This window comes from Aeromonas sp. 604282, assembly GCF_049170575.1.
Lineage (GTDB): Bacteria > Pseudomonadota > Gammaproteobacteria > Enterobacterales > Aeromonadaceae > Aeromonas > Aeromonas veronii_A.
Genome location: NZ_JAAKMV010000005.1, coordinates 74,169 through 93,907 on the forward strand (window position 1 = coordinate 74,169; position 19,739 = coordinate 93,907).

General features: G+C 58.4%; 16 protein-coding genes. 11 read left to right on the forward strand and 5 right to left on the reverse strand.

The window, feature by feature from the left end; all coding sequences use genetic code 11:
• Nucleotides 1-983 precede the first annotated feature (983 nt).
• The 10 genes from G5367_RS08250 to G5367_RS08295 all read left to right on the forward strand — a co-directional run bounded on the left by G5367_RS08250 (nt 984) and on the right by G5367_RS08295 (nt 6,940).
• Nucleotides 984-1,274, forward strand: coding sequence for a helix-turn-helix domain-containing protein (locus G5367_RS08250; RefSeq protein WP_421294131.1), 291 nt, complete (start codon nt 984-986; stop codon nt 1,272-1,274).
• Between the two features lie 469 nt (nt 1,275-1,743).
• Nucleotides 1,744-1,965, forward strand: coding sequence for a hypothetical protein (locus tag G5367_RS08255; RefSeq protein WP_279992760.1), 222 nt, complete (start codon nt 1,744-1,746; stop codon nt 1,963-1,965).
• A 329-nt stretch (nt 1,966-2,294) separates the two neighbouring features.
• Nucleotides 2,295-3,380: a capsid protein gene (locus G5367_RS08260; RefSeq protein ID WP_421294133.1), complete on the forward strand. Its 1,086-nt coding sequence runs from the start codon at nt 2,295-2,297 to the stop codon at nt 3,378-3,380.
• Between the two features lie 203 nt (nt 3,381-3,583).
• Nucleotides 3,584-3,808 carry a hypothetical protein gene (locus G5367_RS08265; RefSeq protein WP_064338567.1) on the forward strand — a complete coding sequence of 75 codons (225 nt, stop codon included), beginning with the start codon at nt 3,584-3,586 and terminating at the stop codon, nt 3,806-3,808.
• Nucleotides 3,808-4,392 carry a hypothetical protein gene (locus G5367_RS08270; protein WP_421294135.1) on the forward strand — a complete coding sequence of 195 codons (585 nt, stop codon included), beginning with the start codon at nt 3,808-3,810 and terminating at the stop codon, nt 4,390-4,392. The genes G5367_RS08265 and G5367_RS08270 overlap by 1 nt, the downstream gene beginning before the upstream one ends.
• 110 nt (nt 4,393-4,502) lie before the next feature.
• Nucleotides 4,503-5,006 carry a hypothetical protein gene (locus G5367_RS08275; protein ID WP_421294137.1) on the forward strand — a complete coding sequence of 168 codons (504 nt, stop codon included), beginning with the start codon at nt 4,503-4,505 and terminating at the stop codon, nt 5,004-5,006.
• A gap of 57 nt (nt 5,007-5,063) precedes the next feature.
• On the forward strand, nt 5,064-5,276 hold the full coding sequence (locus tag G5367_RS08280; RefSeq protein WP_201921479.1) for a hypothetical protein: 213 nt from the start codon (nt 5,064-5,066) through the stop codon (nt 5,274-5,276).
• Complete coding sequence (locus tag G5367_RS08285) at nt 5,276-5,476, forward strand: hypothetical protein (RefSeq protein WP_159162762.1); 201 nt, start codon at nt 5,276-5,278, stop codon at nt 5,474-5,476. The genes G5367_RS08280 and G5367_RS08285 overlap by 1 nt, the downstream gene beginning before the upstream one ends.
• Nucleotides 5,473-5,943: a ribonuclease H family protein gene (locus G5367_RS08290; protein ID WP_421294139.1), complete on the forward strand. Its 471-nt coding sequence runs from the start codon at nt 5,473-5,475 to the stop codon at nt 5,941-5,943. The genes G5367_RS08285 and G5367_RS08290 overlap by 4 nt, the downstream gene beginning before the upstream one ends.
• Nucleotides 5,944-6,214: 271 nt before the next feature.
• Entirely contained in the window at nt 6,215-6,940 is a 726-nt protein-coding gene (locus G5367_RS08295) for a KilA-N domain-containing protein (protein WP_128836003.1), read from the forward strand.
• A 585-nt stretch (nt 6,941-7,525) separates the two neighbouring features.
• Here G5367_RS08295 and G5367_RS08300 read toward each other — a convergent pair.
• Both G5367_RS08300 and G5367_RS08305 read right to left on the reverse strand, forming a co-directional pair.
• Nucleotides 7,526-7,975 carry a hypothetical protein gene (locus tag G5367_RS08300; protein WP_075115341.1) on the reverse strand — a complete coding sequence of 150 codons (450 nt, stop codon included), beginning with the start codon at nt 7,973-7,975 and terminating at the stop codon, nt 7,526-7,528.
• A gap of 577 nt (nt 7,976-8,552) precedes the next feature.
• A complete protein-coding gene (locus G5367_RS08305; RefSeq protein ID WP_128836005.1) occupies nt 8,553-9,911 on the reverse strand; it encodes a tyrosine-type recombinase/integrase in 1,359 nt (452 codons plus the stop codon).
• A gap of 304 nt (nt 9,912-10,215) precedes the next feature.
• Here G5367_RS08305 and G5367_RS08310 point away from each other — a divergent pair, with 304 nt between their 5' ends.
• Complete coding sequence (locus G5367_RS08310) at nt 10,216-11,181, forward strand: hypothetical protein (protein ID WP_421243955.1); 966 nt, start codon at nt 10,216-10,218, stop codon at nt 11,179-11,181.
• A 426-nt stretch (nt 11,182-11,607) separates the two neighbouring features.
• Here the strand turns inward: G5367_RS08310 and pbpC are convergent, their stop codons facing one another.
• The 3 genes from pbpC to G5367_RS08325 all read right to left on the reverse strand — a co-directional run bounded on the left by pbpC (nt 11,608) and on the right by G5367_RS08325 (nt 19,714).
• Nucleotides 11,608-14,040: a penicillin-binding protein 1C gene (pbpC, locus tag G5367_RS08315; RefSeq protein ID WP_421243956.1), complete on the reverse strand. Its 2,433-nt coding sequence runs from the start codon at nt 14,038-14,040 to the stop codon at nt 11,608-11,610.
• On the reverse strand, nt 14,006-18,889 hold the full coding sequence (locus tag G5367_RS08320; protein ID WP_421243957.1) for an alpha-2-macroglobulin family protein: 4,884 nt from the start codon (nt 18,887-18,889) through the stop codon (nt 14,006-14,008). Before G5367_RS08320 ends, pbpC begins: the two co-directional genes overlap by 35 nt.
• 165 nt (nt 18,890-19,054) lie before the next feature.
• Nucleotides 19,055-19,714 carry a DedA family protein gene (locus G5367_RS08325; RefSeq protein ID WP_421243958.1) on the reverse strand — a complete coding sequence of 220 codons (660 nt, stop codon included), beginning with the start codon at nt 19,712-19,714 and terminating at the stop codon, nt 19,055-19,057.
• Nucleotides 19,715-19,739: the final 25 nt, after the last annotated feature.

Genomic DNA, 19,739 nt, shown 5'->3' on the forward strand with positions numbered 1-19,739 from the left:
AGATAGCTAGTAAGGATGAGCAAGTGAGAGTATCCGTTGGTTGAACATAGTGAGTTCCTTATGAGGCTCCAAGGGATGGCCTGCGACAGAACCCTGAATCAGGAGAATGTCGCACCCAGCGACTGACCTTGGGACTGTCCACAAATCCTGAATCAGGGAATCTGGACACCTCCCAGCGTCTGACCTTGGGACTGGTAAAAAATCCCGAATTGGGAAAACTTACCACCGCCCCAGCGACTGACCTTGGGACTGTACGAAAATCCCAAATTGGGGAATCCGTACACCTCCCCAGCGTCTCCCTCCGCTCTGCCCTTTATCGCCTATCAACATTGTCCATCCAAGCAAGGGAAGGAGAGGGAGTTATCTATAGGTAATCTGTAGGTACTTATCCTGTGGCCCCTATGCACAGGGAAATCCGGAAGGGGGGTAACGAAACGGGACGCCCCCTTTTAGCAACCCCCGAGGTCTGTCTTGAGGGGTACAAAAATGGCCTTGGGGCAAAACTGTACCCCCGAGGTCTGTCTTGAGGTTGTGCGAAACGCCCCGACGGCTTTTAGCACAGCCCCGAGGTTCGTCTGGAGGTCCCCAAACGGGGGAGCACACTTTGGGGACCCCGAGGTCCGTCTGGAGGGGGTAACAAAATCCCAATCTGGGAAAATGTGACCCCCGAGGTCTGTCTTGGTGAATGACGAAAATCCTGAATCAGGGAATCCGGCGTAGTCCCGAGGTCTATCCTTGCGTTTCCGGAAATGGGATCAGCCCAAAACCGGAAGAGGTCCCGAGGACGACCTGAAGCCATACTGTAAAAATGGCCTTGGGGCAAAATTACAGTATCCCGAGCGACTGCCCCGAGGACGACCTGAAGCCGCCTTGGGAGAAATGCCCTTGAGGCAAAAATCCCAACCCCGAGATCTCCCCCAGCCCTCTCTGTGCAACTGAAGGAGAAGCGGGACGCTGCGATTCTGGAGAAGCACAAGGAGGGTATGAGTGGGCGCAAGATTGCCGAGCTGTTCAAGATGGGCCAGCGCACTGTCGCCGACATCATTGCAGCAGTGAGCGAAAATCCGGAATCCGGAAAACCGCTCACCCCCGAGGTCTCCACATCCGCCGTCCCGATGGCATCCACTGAAGACCGCCCCGAGACCCGCTCACTGAAGGAGCTAATGCAAAATGCGGAATCCGCAAAATGCATAACCCCCGAGGTCTCCAACTCCACTGTCCCGATGGCATCCACTGAAGACCGCTCCGATACCCGCGAGGACGCCCGCTCCTGAAGCCACCTTGGCAGAACTGCGGAATCCGCAAAAATGCCATCCCCGAGGACGACCTGAAGCCATACTGTTGCAAAATCGGGATTCCCGAAAATGCAACACCCCCGAGGTCAGTCCCTCTGTTGTCCCGAGGATGGCCCTGCGTCCACCTGCGCGAACTAGCGGAATCCGCCACACCGCGCACCCCTGCGTCCACTTACCGAAAATGCCCGAGGGCAAATCCGGTAGCCCCATGTGACCCTGAGCGAAAATGCCAGAGGGCAAATCCGCCCACCTCTGCGTCCACTTACCGAAAATACGGAATCAGGGAATCCGCTCACCTCTGCGTCCCCTTACCGAAAATCCCGAATCGGGAAAATCGGTAACTCCCCTCTCCGTCTGTCTGCGGAAAAATGCGGATTCCGCAAAATTCCGCACCTCCCCCTTTCTCCCTGCCCATAGCGATACACCTATCAACTCACAAGGAGCCGCTATGACTGCAATCTCTATCACCACCGTACACCCTGAAGTCGTTAAGGAACGCCTGCGGGTGATCTCCCACCTGATCACCACTGAGCCGGAGAAGTACCTGAAGAACCGCTGGGAGCTGAATCGTGAAGCTGTCAGGGGGTTTATGGGTCTGACACCTGCCGAGTTCGACGCAACGATGGAAGAGGTGGACCGCGAGGTCGAGGCCAAGCGTAACGCTGTGTAAAACTGCGGATTCCGCCAAATTACACACCCCAAGACAGACCCGAGGACGTCCTTGCGCACTTAGTAAAAATGCTACAGCAACAAAATTACTAACCCAGCGTCCCCCTGCAAAAACTGCGGAATCCGCAAAATTTGCACCCTCTCGATCCCCTCTCGCCTCCCTCCGGATTTCCCTGACCTAAGAACGTATGAGAACGCTCAAAAGCGCGTAACTCAAGGACCAGCCCGTGGGGAAACCTGCGGGCTCCCTTTTTCTTCTACGTCCTGACTCCCTTTCCCTCTTTCTCTTTGGCCGAAGGGCCATCCACCTATCAACAAGGAAAAACAACTATGTCTGCTTACGGCACTTTCCCGACTTTTCAAAACGTAACCCATGTAGGTCAGAACAACGGTCAAGGCGATACCCGAGCCCTCTTTATGAAGCTGTTCGCTGGTGAAGTCCTGACGATGTTCCGCAATCAATGCGTCTCCTTGGGCACCACCCGAGTGATGACCCTGAAGGGCGGCAAGGCATTCGATTTCCCTGTACTTGGCATGAGCCACAATGCGAAGTACCACAAGCCCGGCGAGCTGATCCAAGCAGGCGGCATTAAGAACGTCCTGCGCACTGTCACCGTGGATGACGTCGCTGTGGCTGCTGTGTTCGTGGCAGAACAAGACGAAGACCTGAGCACCTTTGAGGTTCGCTCCCACTATGCCCGTGAGCTGGCCTATGAGCTGTCGAACATGATCGACAAGAACGTCTTCCGGACCATCGCCAAGGCTGCCTTCATTACCAACAAGGAGCTGGCTATCGCCCAATTCGGTGAGAACGGCGTACTGGATGACGAGACCTTCACCGAGAACATTACCCTGCGAGCAACCGATGCGGCAGGCCGTCCGATGACCCGTGGTCAGCAAATCGTGGACGCCATCTACCGTGCCCGCACCGAGTTCCGCAAGGCAAGCGTCCCAGGCATCCCTGTGTGTGTCCTGAAGCCGGACGACTTCGAGGCCCTGACCAATGCGGCTGCTGGTATCGGCAACATGGCTTGGCTGGATAAGCGTTTCTTGGGCCAGACTGGCGAGGACAAGTCCAACGGTAACGCTGACACTGGCCTTCGTGTCGCCGGTATGAAGATCTACGAGTCCAACAACCTGCCGGACCAAGACGAAAGCAACGGACTGATCGGCTCACCTGAACCCCTGAGCGTGGAAGACGGTGGCTCTGGCCGTACCGCTGCGTACCGTGGGAACTTCTCCAAGCTGCTTGGCTTGGTCTACACGAAGGACTGCGCGGCTACCGTGAAGGTACGCGACATTGTGACCCAGTGGGTCCCTGAGCCTCTGCGTGTCGGTAACACCGCGCTGGCTAAGATGTTCGTCGGTCACAACATCCTGCGTCCGGCCTGTGCGGTCGCTCTGCTGGAAGCGTAAGGGGATTTCCCTGACCAAAGGATGAAGAGAGGTTTCCGGTCAGGGTCCTCTCACCATCTGGTGGTTTGCATTGCTTCTGGTCATTCGGTGATTCCTTAGACCCCCATGCGTAGTTCCTGTGGTTAACACGGGGGCTGCCCTTGGGGGTTCTTCTTTGAATAACTTTGCTCTGACCTATTACTTCCCAACTACAAGGAGATTTTATGTCTACTCAAACTCAACACCCGAGCTTGCAACGAAAGAAACCCCAAGCCCGTACCACTGCAATCCTGTGGGAAGACGTTATCCCGAAGGCTGACGCTCTGACCCTCCATTTCTCCAAGCAAGCAGGCTTTGCCCTGACTCGCACCCAGATGCTCAACGCACTGATTAACCGCGAGTTCGACAAGCTGCGCTCTCAAGGTGAACTGGCTGGGGAGGTGCAGTGATGGACTACCAGACCGCCGACTCCGGCTTCAGCGTGGAGACCTACGACCTGCCCTCCTACTCCTGCGGCGTGAACGACCAAGGGGAAGCCCTCTATGAACTGGATGGGATCGAAATGACCAAGGCACAGGCCGAGGACTTCAAGGACTACTTCTTCGACGACGAGGACGATCACTCGCTTTCCCAAGGCAACGACACCGAGTCCCTACCGGACACCATTCTTTCAGGCTTGAACGCTGTGAATGACGCGCTGGGAGGCGGTGGCGTCGCTGAGTTCTACGCTGACGAGCTGCTGGGTCTAGGCGAAAGCCGAATGGACTCCGTGGTCTCTTCTTCCGGTATGAGTCGGGAGGAAATCCAATCCCATGCAACAGCGGTAATGATCGACATGGCCGCACAGGTAGGAATGCCCAGCGACTACCTGATGAACGAACTTCAGAACGACATCAACCGCGTCCGCTCGTTTAACTCCCAGTCTGGCTTGAAGCTGCTGCGGGAGGCTATCGCTGACGGTATCGCTGGGGAATACGACTCTGCGATGACCAAATGGGATCGCCTGCGTCGCGCCCTGCAATCCATCAAATAGCCCACTTTCTCTAACCCCTAGTTACCCCATACCACAACCATCCGGAAAGCCTCTGCGGCCTTCTGGAGGGGCCACTGTGCCCGTCTCAACACACACATAAGGAAACCGACATGAACAAAATCACCATTGCTGACCTGTCCGAAGAACTGCTGGACGTAATCAACGGCCAACGCGCTGTTATCAACAAACTGGCTGAACTGGCTGGCCTGTCTTCTGGTCAAGTCCGAGTGCTCCAAATGGAAGCCTCCCAGCGACACCAACGGGCCAAGGCTGCTGAAGCGAAGGCCAAGGCCAACCGTGAAGCCTACGAAGAAGATCACCAACAGATGGCCGCTTGGGTCTACGCCACCCGCTTCGACTTCAACAATGCGAAGGAGTGGGGCAAAGCAGCGGCGACTGAATGGCTGGTTATCTGCGAACGCAACGGCTCCGAGCATGGCCGCGATCACTCCTTTAAGTACCGCGAGCCGACCCAAGACGAACTGCTGGAAGCCCTGAAGGATCTGGAGGGCTGGAGCCGTGCGACTGAAGAACACAACAAGGACCGCCGCGAACATGCCCAGCGGACCCTTCCGAAGGTCAAGGCCAAACTGGCTGCCCTGCTGACCGCCTAATGCAATCCACGGGGGAGGCCCAGCGTCTCCCCTGCTCTACCCAAGGAACCTATCAACATGACCGCTAATGAAACCTTTCTTGTCCATCCCAGCGACTTCGTGAAGCGCCTTCAAGCCTTCGCCACTCTGACCCTTGGCCGCCGTCCATCTACTGGTCAGGTGCAGAACGCAATCAACCGATACGTCATGCAATCCAACGGGACAGACCGAGAGTCGATGCTTGCGCTTGTCCGTGAGCTGTTCCCGACAACCGAACAGGAGGCCGCCTGATGATCACCATTGAGGACTGGAGCCACATACGCAAAGCCAAAGTCCGTCATGCCCTCTTCTGCGTGGCCTATCGGGTTCTTCAAGGGGACAGCTTGGAGAAAGCCTGCCGGACTACCGCAAAGAGTCTGAAGCGCGATTATGGCCGCCTGCGTCTTCTCGCAAGGCACTACATCAAGACCACCGGAGACAACACCAAATGACCCAACCGTACACCTACACACTCGCCACTGATGGCGCTTGCAACACCAACCACACCAAAGCGTCAGTCCGTGTGGCTGGCTGGGGCTTCCTTGCTGTCCGTAGCGATGGCCGCAAAGTTGAACGCTGCGGCTACTGCGTGGGCGCTGGGGAGTCCAACCAGACCGGAGAACTGGAAGCAGTAATTCAAGGGCTGTCACTCCTTAAACCTGGCTCTGTGGTCGAGGTCCTGACGGACTCCGCCTATGTGATCAATGGGGCGACCCAGTGGTTAGCCGGATGGAAAGCGAAGGGATGGAAGAAGGCAGACAACAAGCCAGTCCAGAACAAGGACCGCTGGGAACAGTTGGATGACCTACTGAGCACCCGCCAAGTGACCTTCAAGAAAGTGAAGGGACACAGCGGCCACCCGATGAACGAACGAGCGGATCAACTGGCCGTGACCGGTATGAATCGCGCTGGAATGTAAAACCGATCAACACACTCAACTATTTGCGCTCCTACGTGAAATTTCAGGAAGAGACAGGGGGATTGGCCCCGAGATTTCACGCAGCGATGCCTCCCCAAGGTCACTTCTCCCTGACCTAAGCAATACATCCGGTCACTCCCCGACCGTAAATCAACCAATTGCGTCTTTATGTCGTGCTTCCTCTGCTGCTCCAGCTTGCCTATGGGTTAAGCGATTGGGGGCTTGCTGGAGGGGGAACGGCATGAGAGGCACAACATAAGGAACCCATTCAATGAAACAAGTCGAATCTATCTCCCTGCACTTCATGGGCAACACAGTGACCGTCAACCAGAAGGACGGCCTGTTCTGTCTCAACGACCTGCACCGTGCGTACACTGGTGGTATGAGCCGTAAACAGAAGCCGCACGACTGGTGCAAAGGGATTCTTAATGGCGAGAAAAGTCGCCATTACAATTTGATCACCTTCAAGGGCAAACACGGCGGCACCTATGCGAATGAGCAAGGGGTCTATGCCTACGCTTCATGGCTAGACGAAGATTTCCACAACGCTGTCTTCCAGACCTTCTCCTCTGCTGCCCGTGGTGATGCTGAAGGGGCGGTGAAGATCGCCCAATCCTCTGTCACTCTGACATGGCGTGAAACCCTTCGTGAAGGCAATAAGGCTTTCTGTCACGCTATCTACACTGCACAAAAAGAAGGAAACGTGAAAGGTAACCTGAACCACGTAATGGCTAACATACAGTCTCTTGTCTGCAAGGCAGTGACTGGTCTGGACGGTACGGCATTCAAAAACCGCTATGGTATGTCCGCGCGTGACTTCTTGGTGTCTCAAGATGATGGCAAACGGCTTGGAGTGATGGCCCGCATTGAAGGCAAGGTGGAAGCGCTGCTGGACGCGGGGATGGACTACATGATGATCAAAGCAGCCCTTGCTAAAGATGTTATGAAGGCAATCGAAAGCTGGAGGTATGATGATTTTACTACAAGCAATGGATGATGAGTGGGCAATGCAAGCGATGAGTATTCATCAGCACTCTTAACTCATTCTCGATGAGTGAACCGCAAAGATGATTGCTCCATTGAATTTTGTCACTCAAGCTATTCATGAAAAAAAGGGAACCTTGCGGTTCCCTCTTCATCATTACTTGCCGCCGATCTTAAACCGGAAACATTCTGCCGTCTTAGGGTATACATACTCACCACTGCGCCAATGTTTGAAGCGCTTGCAGTAGACGTAGCCATCTTCTACGTAAGGGTATGTTTTATCGCTCATTATAGCATTCCTCATGTCCAGAACTACTCATAGAACACCACAAGCAAAGCTGATGGTTTCTACATTGGCACACAGGGTTAGTTGCGACTTTGTCGAACTTAAACCTGTTTTCTAAAGCACCTGCGTTCAGCATCTTGCCTCCCATAATGCAGGTGAACCAATTGAGTAGGATTGATTTCCAGACGTTGACGGCATACTATCCAAGTCGAGAATGACTGTGGGTTGTAACCTTCCAGCATTGGCGTGCTGGTCAATTTGGTTCAATCCTACCCTCCTCAGAAGGCATCCTAACGGATGCCTTTTGTCTTTCTAGATCTCATCATCTTCTTCTGAATCAACGAGATCTAATTGAAAGGTTAAACAACCGTCTTTGAACTCAATCATGTCGTCTTTGTGCAAATACTTGACCCGATTGAAAGTCTTGTTAGTCCCTTTGCTCTCTTGAGCTAAAAAATCAGGCAGTCCGGCGCGAAATGACAGCCGAATGATTGCTGGAGATGTGTCGCTCTTCTTTGTTTGTTGGCTCAGAGTGACACTGCCAGGCTTATCTGATTTCATGATCCGACAGACGGTATTGTCGTTAGCAAAAAGAAGCTGGACTTTGTCCTGATACTGGAAGCCACACCGCTCCATCGCTTCATGGCTGATCCTAAAAAGCAGCTCATTTTTTTTAGTCTTGAAGCTGTGGGTTATGCTGACAAGCTCTGATGATGATTTGCCTGCCGCTGTCACAGCTTTAAAATTGAGATTGTCAAACATCACAGTCCCCTCCAAAGAGTTCATGCGGACAAGTTTACTCCCCTCTCATTCGCTGATCAACGTTCTTCATCGATCCCCACTCAATAAATCATTATTGATTTGGCCACCTTGCATTAAATAACTTCACCCTTTGTCGCCTTACCTTCAATTTATGGCTCCTAATGTTAAGTTACTGGCGCCACATTGCGCCACATCGCGCGATTAGTTGCACTATCAGTGCCACAGAAATGGACTTTAATCTCCTCACTCGTGCACTCTCAGTGCCACGGAAATGAACTTTAATCTCCTCACTCGCGCACTCTCAGTGCCACATCGGTGGATTCTAAGTTCCTCACCAGCGCACTCTCTGTGCCTCACCGGTGGATTTCTAAATCTCATACATCTCACCGCCCATGTTCACTATTCCATAGCTCGGCGAAGATGTGCTGCCCTGCAACTGACACAATGGGTCACTGTAAAAGTGTGAGTGTTCTCTTAGAGCTAAAGAAGCACAAAACGCTCCGCTCAACGAATAAGCCCCCTTGGCGGACTTCAGGACTACCTGATGTTCACCGAGGGGGCTTTTTGTTTGTGTTGATTACTTGTTGAACAACTTGAGGAACTGGGACATGTAGGCGGACGCAAGCATGGTCTCAACGGCTTCGAGCTGGCGTGAATAGTCATGGCCGGATGAATAGAGACCATAAGACATCGTTAGCCCTTTGGTCCCGTGCCCAACTATCGGCGCTGTCACATCCTCTGGGATGCCTGCACGTTGGTAGGCTGTGATAGCCATGCCACGCAAGCTGTGGAAGCCCTTGGTGCGATCTCTGACGCCTGTGGCAGCCTCTTTCAGCTTGCCAAACTTGCTGGACCATCCGTGGGGGTTCTTCGACTTAGGGACAGGCCACACGTTACCGACAACGCATTGCCTGAGTTCTTCCCAGAGACCGAGCGGAAGAGGGAAGGCACGAATGGAGTTTGCTGTCTTGCCAGCCTTGATACGCACCAGCGGAACACCTTGGCTAACCTCAAAGGAATCAGCCTGAAGACCAATAATTTCGCTTAGGCGGCAACCAGTGATAAGTCCAAACTTCGTCAACATGCGAAGATCATGCGGTGCCTTCTCAACGATTTGGGCCATCTCTTCAAGCGTGAAAGGGGCGTATGACTGGGAGTCGCCTGTGCTCTTGATTCCTGCGCTCTTGAATGGGTTATCCCCTTCCACGCTCCGAGTGAGATAGCAACTTTCCCACACAAGGGACAGAGCCGATAAGTAACCGACCCGTGTGCTATCGCTCTTGCTACCAGCCAGGGAATCAAGCCACAAAGTCACGTCCCTCCGCTCCACATCCTTCAGTAGAACCGCTGGACGACCAAGGAAGGATGAAAGGCTTTCTGCTGCGTGTTTGGCGCGACTCAACGTTGCCGGAGCTGCGGCTTTAAGACCCTTAACGGCCTTGGCCTTCTCACTCTCGATGAATGCCTTGGAGGCTTCCTGTAGAGTGATGGCGTACTTATCGCCCACCTCTAGCTCCCCGTGGAGGGCAAGCCTTATGGCGTCCGCCAGTTCTTCATCCCCACGCGCAATTGCTGCCTCGACGTCATAAGCGTGGTATAGCCCTTCAGATTCAACGACAACCTCTTGTCCATCTGGCAGCATGACAACCTCAATGCGCTGCTCTGCTTCCCTGACGGCTTGTTGAATCTCTTCGATGTAAGCGTTAAATCGCAGACGCTTGGGGGCTTCTTCAGCCTGTGCCACCAACCGGTCAAAATTGGCAATGATGAGGTCACGCTTCCTCTGGGCTTCTTTGAGGTCGCCTGTTTGTAACGTCTTTGTGTAGAGCCTCCGACCTCCAAACATCGGCAAGCCACGGATAGCCTTGGGGACATTCCACACCAAGTACCAGCAATTTGCCTTCTGCTGTAAGGCCCAAGTCTCACGCCTTCTCATACACACCTCACTTATGCTAGTCTTACCACAAAAGTTACCGCCAATGTTTCCATCTTTGTGCTGTAAGTTGTTGATTAGCTATAAATTCAATGCGTTACACATGGAGTCAAAAGATAATGAACTTCATGGTAATGACTCGGGTGACCTTGATTTAAGGGCGCGAATTATATCAGAACTTTGTGGCCAGCGCCTACTGGATGAGCGTTTGCTCACATTACCCCACGCAGTGTTTGCCGTGCAGCGCCAATCTTGCGTATATTCCCGACCCTGCGCCTCGCCAGATTTTTGACAACAGACTGATCCGATGAAGACCTATATCTACTACCCCGGCATGGAGGTACGCGACGAGCTCTGGCTCAAATTTGCCCTGCTCTATCTGGAGCGGCTTGCCTTTGTCTTCACCGTCAGCGAAAAGAGCGGTCTCACCGCCCTGCTCGATACCCTTCAACAGCAGACCGATCTGCTGGCCGAGCGGCCCGATGCCGCCTTCTTTGCCGCCATTACCCCGCAACTGAAGAACCAGATAAGCGGCCTGGTGGCCCCCGATTTCGTCCGTCACAAGGTGTTTGGCAACAAGGAACTGATTGGTCGCTGGCGTCAGGAGGCCAACCACGACTGCTTCTGCCCGGATCAAGCGGGACTGGAGCGACTGCACGGCTTTTGCCTGACTCACGGCTTTGCGACCCGGGATGAGGGTGGGGTCAGAATGGCGCGGCGCTTTGCCAACCTGATCTCCATGCGCCTTGCCCGTGAGTGGGCACTCGCCAATGACGGGGTGCTAATTACCGATCACGACTATCTCGACCGCCTGCTCCATCTGCTCGAATCCCGCTACCACAATCGCGGTGGTCAGGATTGCTTCCACCTCGAGATCCCGTTGCAAGTGCCCACTCACCTGGCCGACATTCCGTTGGCAGAGCTGATTGCCCTGCGCGGGCGCAGCGGTTTTCGCCAACAGCTGGCCGAATTTCATCTGGCCATCGATAACCTGCTCGCCATGCTGGGTGGCGGCTATGCCGACCCGGCGGCCCTGACCCGCTTTGAACAGGCTCAGCAAGGGCTCAATCAACTGCTCGGGCCCGAGACCCTCAGCATGCCACTCACCACCCTGGTCAGCACCAGCCTGCCCGCCGTAGCCATGCTCCACCAGTTAAAGGCGAGCCACCCCGAAAGCAACCTTATCTTCCATCCCATCAAGAAGAGCCACTTTCACCAGCGCAAGAGCCAGCACTTCTTCACCCGGCTCGGCCATCTGCGCCAACCGGGCTGAATTGGCGGAATGAAAAAGGGGTTGGCATCTGCCAACCCCTCTCGTTATCTGCGGCCTACCAATCATCACCCCGGTGATTGGCCCGCTCTTGCGCCTGCCTGCGCGCCTCCATCGCCCTGTCACGGTGGATATTGGCAGGGGTACAGGCAAACTGTTTCTGATAGCAACGCGCAAAACTCTCGGAAGCAGGTTCGAAAGGTGAATAGAAGCCGGTACGTTCAGGAGAAACATGGTGATCACCATGATTGGTTGTGGCACAACCCGAACTCATCAGCACCAGCAAGGGACACAGAACACGCAGCAAAAGAGAACTCCCGATTGGATTTGAATGAATTCGTAATTATTCACAAATTAATTCATCCAATCAAATATTGATGCATTTCAAATGGTTAATTACATTCACCTCAATGGCTGTCGGCAAAACGATCAACGGGTGATGGTGCTGGCATCACTGTCAGGATGCACCACGCGAAACTCGATACGATCGCTGTTGCCCGCTTCATCCACCACCACCAGCTGATAACGACCCGCCACACTCAGCACCTGATCCCCGTCCCAGCGCAGTTGCTGGCCGTTGAGAAACCAGGCAGACTTGCCGACACCGCCCAGCACCTTGGGCTGCAACCGATAGCGCTGGCTGCGAATGAGGTTGCCCTCCCCCAGCGCCACGATGCGAATAGGGGCCTGCAGCTCGGCACTCTGCCCTTCCCCAGCACAACCACTTGCCAACAGCGCCTGACGTCGCTCGCCGGGGGACCGCCACGGCTCCAGCGACAACGGCCAGAGCGCCCGAAAACCGGATTGCGCCGCATCCTGGCAGCGGGCCAAGGTCGGCTTGCCTTCGGCAGTGAGTGCCACCTGTCGCAGCGGCGAGGGCCAATCCATGGGATCCGGCAAGGTGGGTGGATCGCGCCCTTCCAGCAACCAGGCGCTCTGGCGCTGCAAACAGGCCTCAGGCAGGGTCGCGCTCATTTTGCGCCCCAGCGGCCAGCAAATCTTGGCCTCGCTCACCGTGCTGGGTTGTGCCGGCAGGGGGCTGTTGTCCGAGAGCCGCGAGTAGACCGAGAGCAGCAGCGGCACCGCTGCGCTCTGGCCGTAAAAACCGGGCAAAGGGGTGCCGTCGGGGCGCCCCAGCCAGACGCCTATGGTCCAGCGACCGGAGACCCCCATGGCCCAGCTGTCGCGATAGCCATAGCTGGTGCCGGTCTTCCAGGCCAGTCGGTTGACCCGGCCGGTCGCCTCGCTGGCAAAGGGTTGGTCCGCCCGTCCCTGCGCGCTCAATATTTGCCAGATGATCCAGGCCGCGCCCGGACTCAGCAAGGGGCGCGACACCGCCTGCTGCCCCGCCAGCCAGACCGGCATCGCCACCTGCCCCTCCCGGGTCAGCGCACTGTAGAGCGCCACCAGCTGCTCGAGCCGAATGCCCGCCGCCCCCAGCGCGATGGCCGGATTGGGTTTGTCGGATAGCGCCAGTCTCACCCCGGCGTTGTCGAGGCGGCTGACCAGTTTGTCCGGCCCGAGCGCCTCCAGCACCTGCACCGCCGGCACGTTGAGGGATTGCTGCAGTGCCTGAGCGAGGGTCACCGGCCCCTGAAAGGCGCCGGAAAAGTTGGCGGGACGATAGTCAGACCCCAGCCTCGGCGCATCGGAGAGCAAGGAGGCCGAGTGCACCAACCCTTCATCCATGGCCAGACCGTAGATGAAGGGCTTCAGCGTAGAGCCGGGAGAGCGGATCGCCTGCACCATGTCCAGATAACCGTGGCGGCGCAAATTGCCATACTCGGCGCTGCCCACATAAGCGCGCACAGCCATGGTTTTGTTGTCTACCAAGAGCAACGCCGCTGAGGTCTGCTCGGGGAAGCGGCGAATGTAGCTCGCCACCCGCCCCTCCAACCAGCGCTGCAGATCGCCATCAATGGTGGTGTGCACCAGCGCCCCGGCCTGATGGTCGGCGGCGAGACGGGCAAAGAGCGGCGCCTCCATCGGCGTGAAGTGACCGCTGGCCAGCACCGGCTCGATACGTCCCTCCAACCACACCGGCTCGGGCCAGACACCCTGAGCCACCAGCCGCTGCATTACCTTGTCACGGGCGACGCGGGCCCGCTCGGGATGACGGTCCGGCCGGTTGCGGCTGGGAGCCTGTGGCAGCACCGCCAACAGCGCCGCCTCGGCATAGGTCAGCTTGGCCGCACTCTTGCCGAGATAGGCAAAACTTGCCGCCTGCACCCCCTCCAGGTTGCCGCCAAACGGCGCCCGGTTGAGGTAGACGGTGAGCAAGGTGCGCTTGTCGTAATGCCACTCCAGTTGCAGCGCACGGGCCATCTGACGCAGTTTGCCGGGCACGCTCCTGTGGTAGGGCTCGATAAGGCGCGCCACCTGCATGGTGAGGGTCGAGCCGCCCGAAACGGCCCGCCCATAGCGCAGCCACTGCCAGACCCCGCGCACCATGGCCACCGGATTGACTCCAGGATGACGCCAGAAATAGCGATCCTCGTAACCCAGCAATGCCTCGATATAGCGGGGGGAGACCTGCTCCAGGGTCACCGGGTAGCGCCACACGCCGCTGGTATCGGCAAAGGCGCGCAGCGGCCGTCCTTTCATGTCGAGCACCACCCGTGCGTAGGCGGGGTCGAGTGGCGGCGGCGGGAAAATGCGATCCAGCGCCAGCAATGACAGGAGCAGTGCGACAACTCCCAGCACCGAAAAGCGCAGCCAGCGCGGCAGACCGCCAAGCCAGCGCCAGCCTGCGCGGCCACTGCGGCGAAGCCTCAGCCAACCACGCTGCCAAAAAGTGAGCGGGCGAACCCGCTCAAGGGAGGGTTTGTTACTCAGAGATACGCACCTCGTGGATATCCTCACCCACAGCCCGCAGTTCAGGCCGGTACATATCCTCCACCTGGGTCGGTGGCACCTGATAGCGACCCGGCGTCACCGCCCGCATCAGGTAGACCAGCTGCTGGTTGCTCCCCTCACTCAGATCCAGCGCCGCCGTATAGCGGTCGTCGCGAAACTCCTGATGCTTGCGATAGTCGTTCCATTCGCTCTGCCACGCTGGTTTCCCCTCAATGGAGAGCTCTTCGAGCTTGATGCTGTTGCCAAGGGCCGGGTTCTCCAGCTCGAAGCCTGCGGGCACCATCTCCACCAGCAGGGCATCGGGCACCGCGGATTCGCTGCTGACGTTGAGTCGCACCACCACCAGATCGCCCACCTTCACTTTGGCCGGGTCAAAACGCTGACCGTCGCTGTTGAACCAGCTGCGGGTCACACTCATCCCCTTGCTAATCCGTGCTGGCGCCTGTTCGGGGTAGCCGACCAGAGTGCGCTGCACATAGAGGGATCCCTTGCCCTCGTTGGTAACGGCGCTGGCGGCCAGCGCCTCGGGGGAGCCCTGCTGCAGCAAAGCCGAACCGCTCAAGGCTTCGATGCCAGAGGATGAGGCGACTTTGGCCTGCCAGTCGACGGCCGGATCGAAGCGGGCGAGTCGCAACAAGGCGAGCCGCTCCTGGGTGCTGAGCCACTGACGGTGAGCCAGGATATCGGCCACCTTGGCGCTGAGATCAGGCCAGCGCTCCGCAGCCAGCTTGTGCTGACGCAGCAAGGAGAGCTCAAGGGCTTCATCGCGCAGTGGTGAGCCGTAATCGCCCAGATAGTCATCCCCGCGCTCGGTCACCAATGCCCGGCTGAGGGCCTTGGCGGCATTCTGCTCATCCCCCATGGCCGAGAGCGCCAGCGAGAGGTGCAAGAGCGGCAAACCGGAGCGAGCGTGATCAGCCTGCTGCTCCCAGATGAGGCGCAGGGTAGCGAGCGGTGCCTTGCCCACCCGGGCCAGCACATAGGCGCTGTAGGCCTGATAGGCCAACCGGCTGTGCTCGGGGGCACTGCTCCAGCGCTCACCATACTGACTGTCGGTGAGATAGCTTTGCAGCCGGTTCAGCGCCTGATTCAGCATCGCCTCCGGCACGGCGTCACCCGCCTCCTTGCGAGCCAGCAGGTAGTCGGCGGCATAGGCGGTGAGCCACTGCTCCTCATCGGAGCGACCATCCCAGAGGCCAAAGCCGCCGCTTGGCAGTTGCAACCGCTGCAGCCGTTGCTGCAGGGCGCGCTGCACATCCGCCTCACTCGCCGCTTTCTTGCCCTCTGCGGGTTTGCTCCAGGCGGCCCGCTCATCCGCCGTGGTCAGCAAGTAAGGCCAGGCCCGCGACAGGGTCTGCTCCAGACAGGCGTAGGGGTAGTCAGCCAGCGCCTGCCACTGGGCTGCCGGATCCCAGGGGGGAGTGCCGGAGAGGCTGAGCAGCCCCTGCAGGTTGGAGCGATCCAGCCCGACCAGCTCAGCTGGCGCAAAGCTCATCTGCTGGCCGGGAGCCAGCATCTGGTAGCGCTGGCGAGTCTCGGCCGGCCAGGGGGAGCGCAGCGGCAGAGTCCAGTCACGGCTGATGGCAAAATCCTTGCCGCTGGCCGCCAACTGCAGGCTTGCCACACCCCTCGCCCCGGTCACGGTGAGCGGCAGGGTCAACCACTGCTCTTCGCCATTTTTAAGGGACAGGGTGCCGGGCAGCTCGCCGTTTGCTTTCAACCCGCCATTGAGGGTCCAGGCAAGGGAGAGGGTCTGATCCTCGCCGCTCATGTTGCGCAGCTGCACCAGCGCCCGGGTCTCATCCCCTCTGGCGCCAAAGCGCGGCCAGCCAATCTCGGCCACCAAGGGCGACACTACCTTGACGGCGCGCTCGGCCTCACCGACTTGCTGTTCGTTCCAGGCCAGCGCCATCAGTGCCAACTCGCCGTTGAAGTTGGGCAGATCGAGCGGGATCACCGCCTTGCCGCTCTCATCAAAACTCACCTCGCCGCTCCACAGTGCGGCTATCTCGACCCGGCTCTCCAGCGCGCCACCCTTTTTCAGCGGCGCCCGATCGCCCCCGTAGTTGAGGCGGGCCAGCTTGCCATCCTGCGGCGGGATCACCTGGCCGTAGTTGTCGAACAAATCTTGGGAGAAGCGCTTGCGACCAAAGAAGATCTCGAACGGATCGAGCGGCTGATAATCGCTGATATTGAGCACGCCCCGATCCACCGCCGTCAGCACCACGCGGCCCTGACTGTTGGGGGTGGAGGTGGCGGTCACCTCCAGTCGGGTGAGCGGCACCGCTTTATCAGGCGCGCTCAGGGTGAGCGGCAGACGGCGCGCTTCCCGATCCAGCGTGAGCGGCACCAGCCCGACCGAGCGCAGGCTCTGCCCCTGCTGGCTGCTGACCGGTTTGGAGGCGCTGTCTGGCGCGGCAATCTGGGCAGAAATATGCAAGTCATGACGCTGCCACTCGGGGCTGACCGGGATCTCGAACTCGCCGCGGGCATCCTTGGCATCGCCAGCGGCGCCCTTGAGCTCGATACGCTGCCACCAGCGCAGGCCGTCGCCATCTTCCACCAGCAGCAAGCCCTTGCCGGGCCGCGGGGCCACCAGGGTCACTTTGGCCTTGTCGCCCGCCAGATAAGCACGCTTGTCGAGGGTGATGGCAATCTTGTCAGGCCGCGCCTGCTCGCCACCACCGCCCCAGGCGTAACTGCCTATCTCCACCCGCAGGCTCGATTGATGGCCCTGACTGTTCTCCACCTCCAACCGATACCAGCCCGCCGCCAGTTGCAGCGTGAGCGGGGTCGGCCCCTTGCCATCCAGCTGCAGGGTCTGCTCCTGATCCAGATAGGGCTGGCTGTTGAATTCGTACTTCCACCCCTCACCATCGGCGTAGTGCCAGTAGTAGTCGCGGTACTCATTGATAAGGCGCACCTTTACCGCCCCCGCCACTGGCTGCCCCTTGTCATCGAGGTTGAGGATCTGGAAGGGAAGCGGCTTGCCCCCCTCTACCCGATCCGCCACAAAATCAGCCTTGAGTGCCGGCCACTGGCTGCCCGCGGGCCAGCCATACTGGGTGCGGCTGCGATTGACGGCGCGGCCACCAGGCTCGGAGAGCGACACCCGATAGGCCACCTCCAGCGGCCCGAGGGCTCGCACCCCATCGAGCTCATCAGCAAGCGAAAAAGTCCCCTGCCCCTGCTCATTGAGGGTGAGACTGCGCGCCTCGAGATCCTTGGCCTGCTCGGCGAGCAGCACGTCCCCCAGCGTGAACTCCTGCCACTGAGTAAAGGGCATGGTGGCGCGGCTGATTTTTACCTCCGCCTTCGCCTTGGTGGCGCTCGCAGGCGCACCGTAGAGATAGTCCCCCTGCAGTGGCATAGTCAGGGCGGCGTCCAGACTCGTGACTTCACCATCCGGCCCCTTGCCGAGTTGCAGTTTGAGCCGCTCCGGCAAAAACTCCTCCACCAAAAAGGGCCACTCGAAACGACTACCAGCGGCGGTCTTGAGGTTGATGGTCCAGCGCCCGAGCGGTGCATCATCCGGCAAACGCAGACCGTAGTGGGCCGCGCCCAAATTGTCCGGCAGCAGCCGTTTCTGCTCGAGCAGCTGGCCGTCCGGCTGTTTCACCTCCAGCTCCACCGCCATCCCCGGCAGCAGCTGGCCATCCTGCCCCTTGAGCAGGATCTCGCTGTCGAGCCGCTCGCCGGGGCGATAGAGGTCGCGCCCGCTAAAGAGATACAACTGCTGGGCCTGCCAGGGCTGGGTGCCGAGATCGAAGGTGGAGAGATCGAGCGCAGCCCCATCGAGGCGCAGCACTGCCAGATGGTTGCCCTGTTCGGCCAGCAGCAAGCGAGCCCCCTGCACCTGATCGAAGCGGCGATGGCCCTGCGGATCGGTGGTTTGCACCTGCAGCCGGTTGCCCTTCTCGTCAAGCAGGGAGAGCTGCACATCCTTGAGCGGATCAGCCGTAGCCAGCGAGCTGACGAACACCTCCAGCTGATCGCGGTAACGGCGGGCACTGAGCCCCATGTCGCTCACCGCAAAATAGGTGGTTTCCTTGCGCCAGTCATAGTTGCCAAGGGGGAACATCACAGCAAAGTAGACGCCAGCCTCCGCCAGCTGCGGCTCCTTCACATTGATGAGGCGGGTCTCGCGCCGGTTGGCATCGAGCTCCAGCGCGTAGCGGCCGCTGAACACCCGCTTGGCCCGCTTGGAGATCTGCTCAAGCTCCCAGTTACCCATGCCGGCACCGGGGCGATATTCCGCCAGAAAACGGGGCAGATATTCCGCATCGACCCGAAAGAAATCGATATTGACCTCGTCCACATTGACCGCGCTGATGGGCAAGCGAAGTTCCTGACGCAGCGGCAATACCATGCCACTGGCGGTAAAGGAGGCTCCCGCCTCCAGCGGCCGGGCCTTGAGGGTCCAGCTCTGGGGGGATGGGCCCAGCCCCGCCTTGAGGCTCACTTCATAGCTTTTATCGGGCTGAACGTTCGGGAAATAGAGGGTGCGACCATCGTCGGCGAGGATCCACTCCCCCTGCACTTGCTTGCCCCCCTCACTGACCCCGAGCCAGCTCTGCCAGTTTGCCTTCGGCGCCAGGGGGCCGGAGAAGACCAGCGCCAGTGCCGGCGCATCACGATACTGGCGGGCATTGGCCTGCACTACAGATGTTGGTGCCCCGGTCTCCTGCTGCGCAGTGGATTCGGTGGTCGGTACTTGGCTGGCGGGCTTGTCAGGGCCGCAACCAGACAGCAAACCGACCACTCCGCAAAGCAGCAGGGTTGACCAGCGGTGGCGCAGAGCGCCGGTTCCAGCGGTAGAGCGGTGAGAAGCAGAGGGAGAGTCGAAGAGGCGCATAGGTTCCATCCCGAGTTGGAGCGCTGCAAACGCAGCGTGGCTGGAAACAGGATAAGGCATCCTGCTCACCCGACACAAAGCTCATTACCCGAATGGGCACAATTCCGCACCCCTGCAGCACGATAACCCCCATGCCCACAGATCCAGTGCGGCAAGTGTTGTCATCTAGTCGTGGCTGGTCTCGTTTTTTGCTCCCCCTTTGAACCAGCGAAACAGGATGGCCATGACGGCCGCCAGAAACAGCACCAGCGAGGTAATCAGCAGGGCTCGGGTCAACAGTTCGCTGTGATGGAGGAAGAAGGGGGTATTCATCGCCAGCTTGCCCACCAAACTGAGGCAGAGCGCCCACATAAAGGCACTGGCAAAGCTGGCCACGCACATCCGCATCACGCTCAGGCGGCCAATCCCCATCAGCATGGGGGTCAGCACCCGCACAAACGGGATAAAACGGGAGGAGAACATCGCCAGAAAACCGTACTTTTTCAGCAGCCGGGTCGCCTTGGGCAGGCTGTCGGGAGGCAATATCCGCTCGATATGATCCATAAAGCGGGTGCGCTGCAGTGCCCGTCCCTGCCAGTACGCCAGCACAGATCCCAGTCCCGCCGCCAGCGGCAGAAAACAGAGGGTCACTTCGGGGCCAAACACCCCCATGCCCACCAACCCACCGGCCAGCAGTACCAGGCTGTCCCCCGGCAGGGGCAGAAAGACGAATGCGGACTCCAGCAGCAGTACCAGCATCAGGCAACTGATCAGCAGGGGTACCGCCTGCATCTGAACCAGGGCGTCAAAATCCTGATGCCAAATGGCCATCAGCATATCCAGCATGTCACTCTCCCTACTACACGGTTCA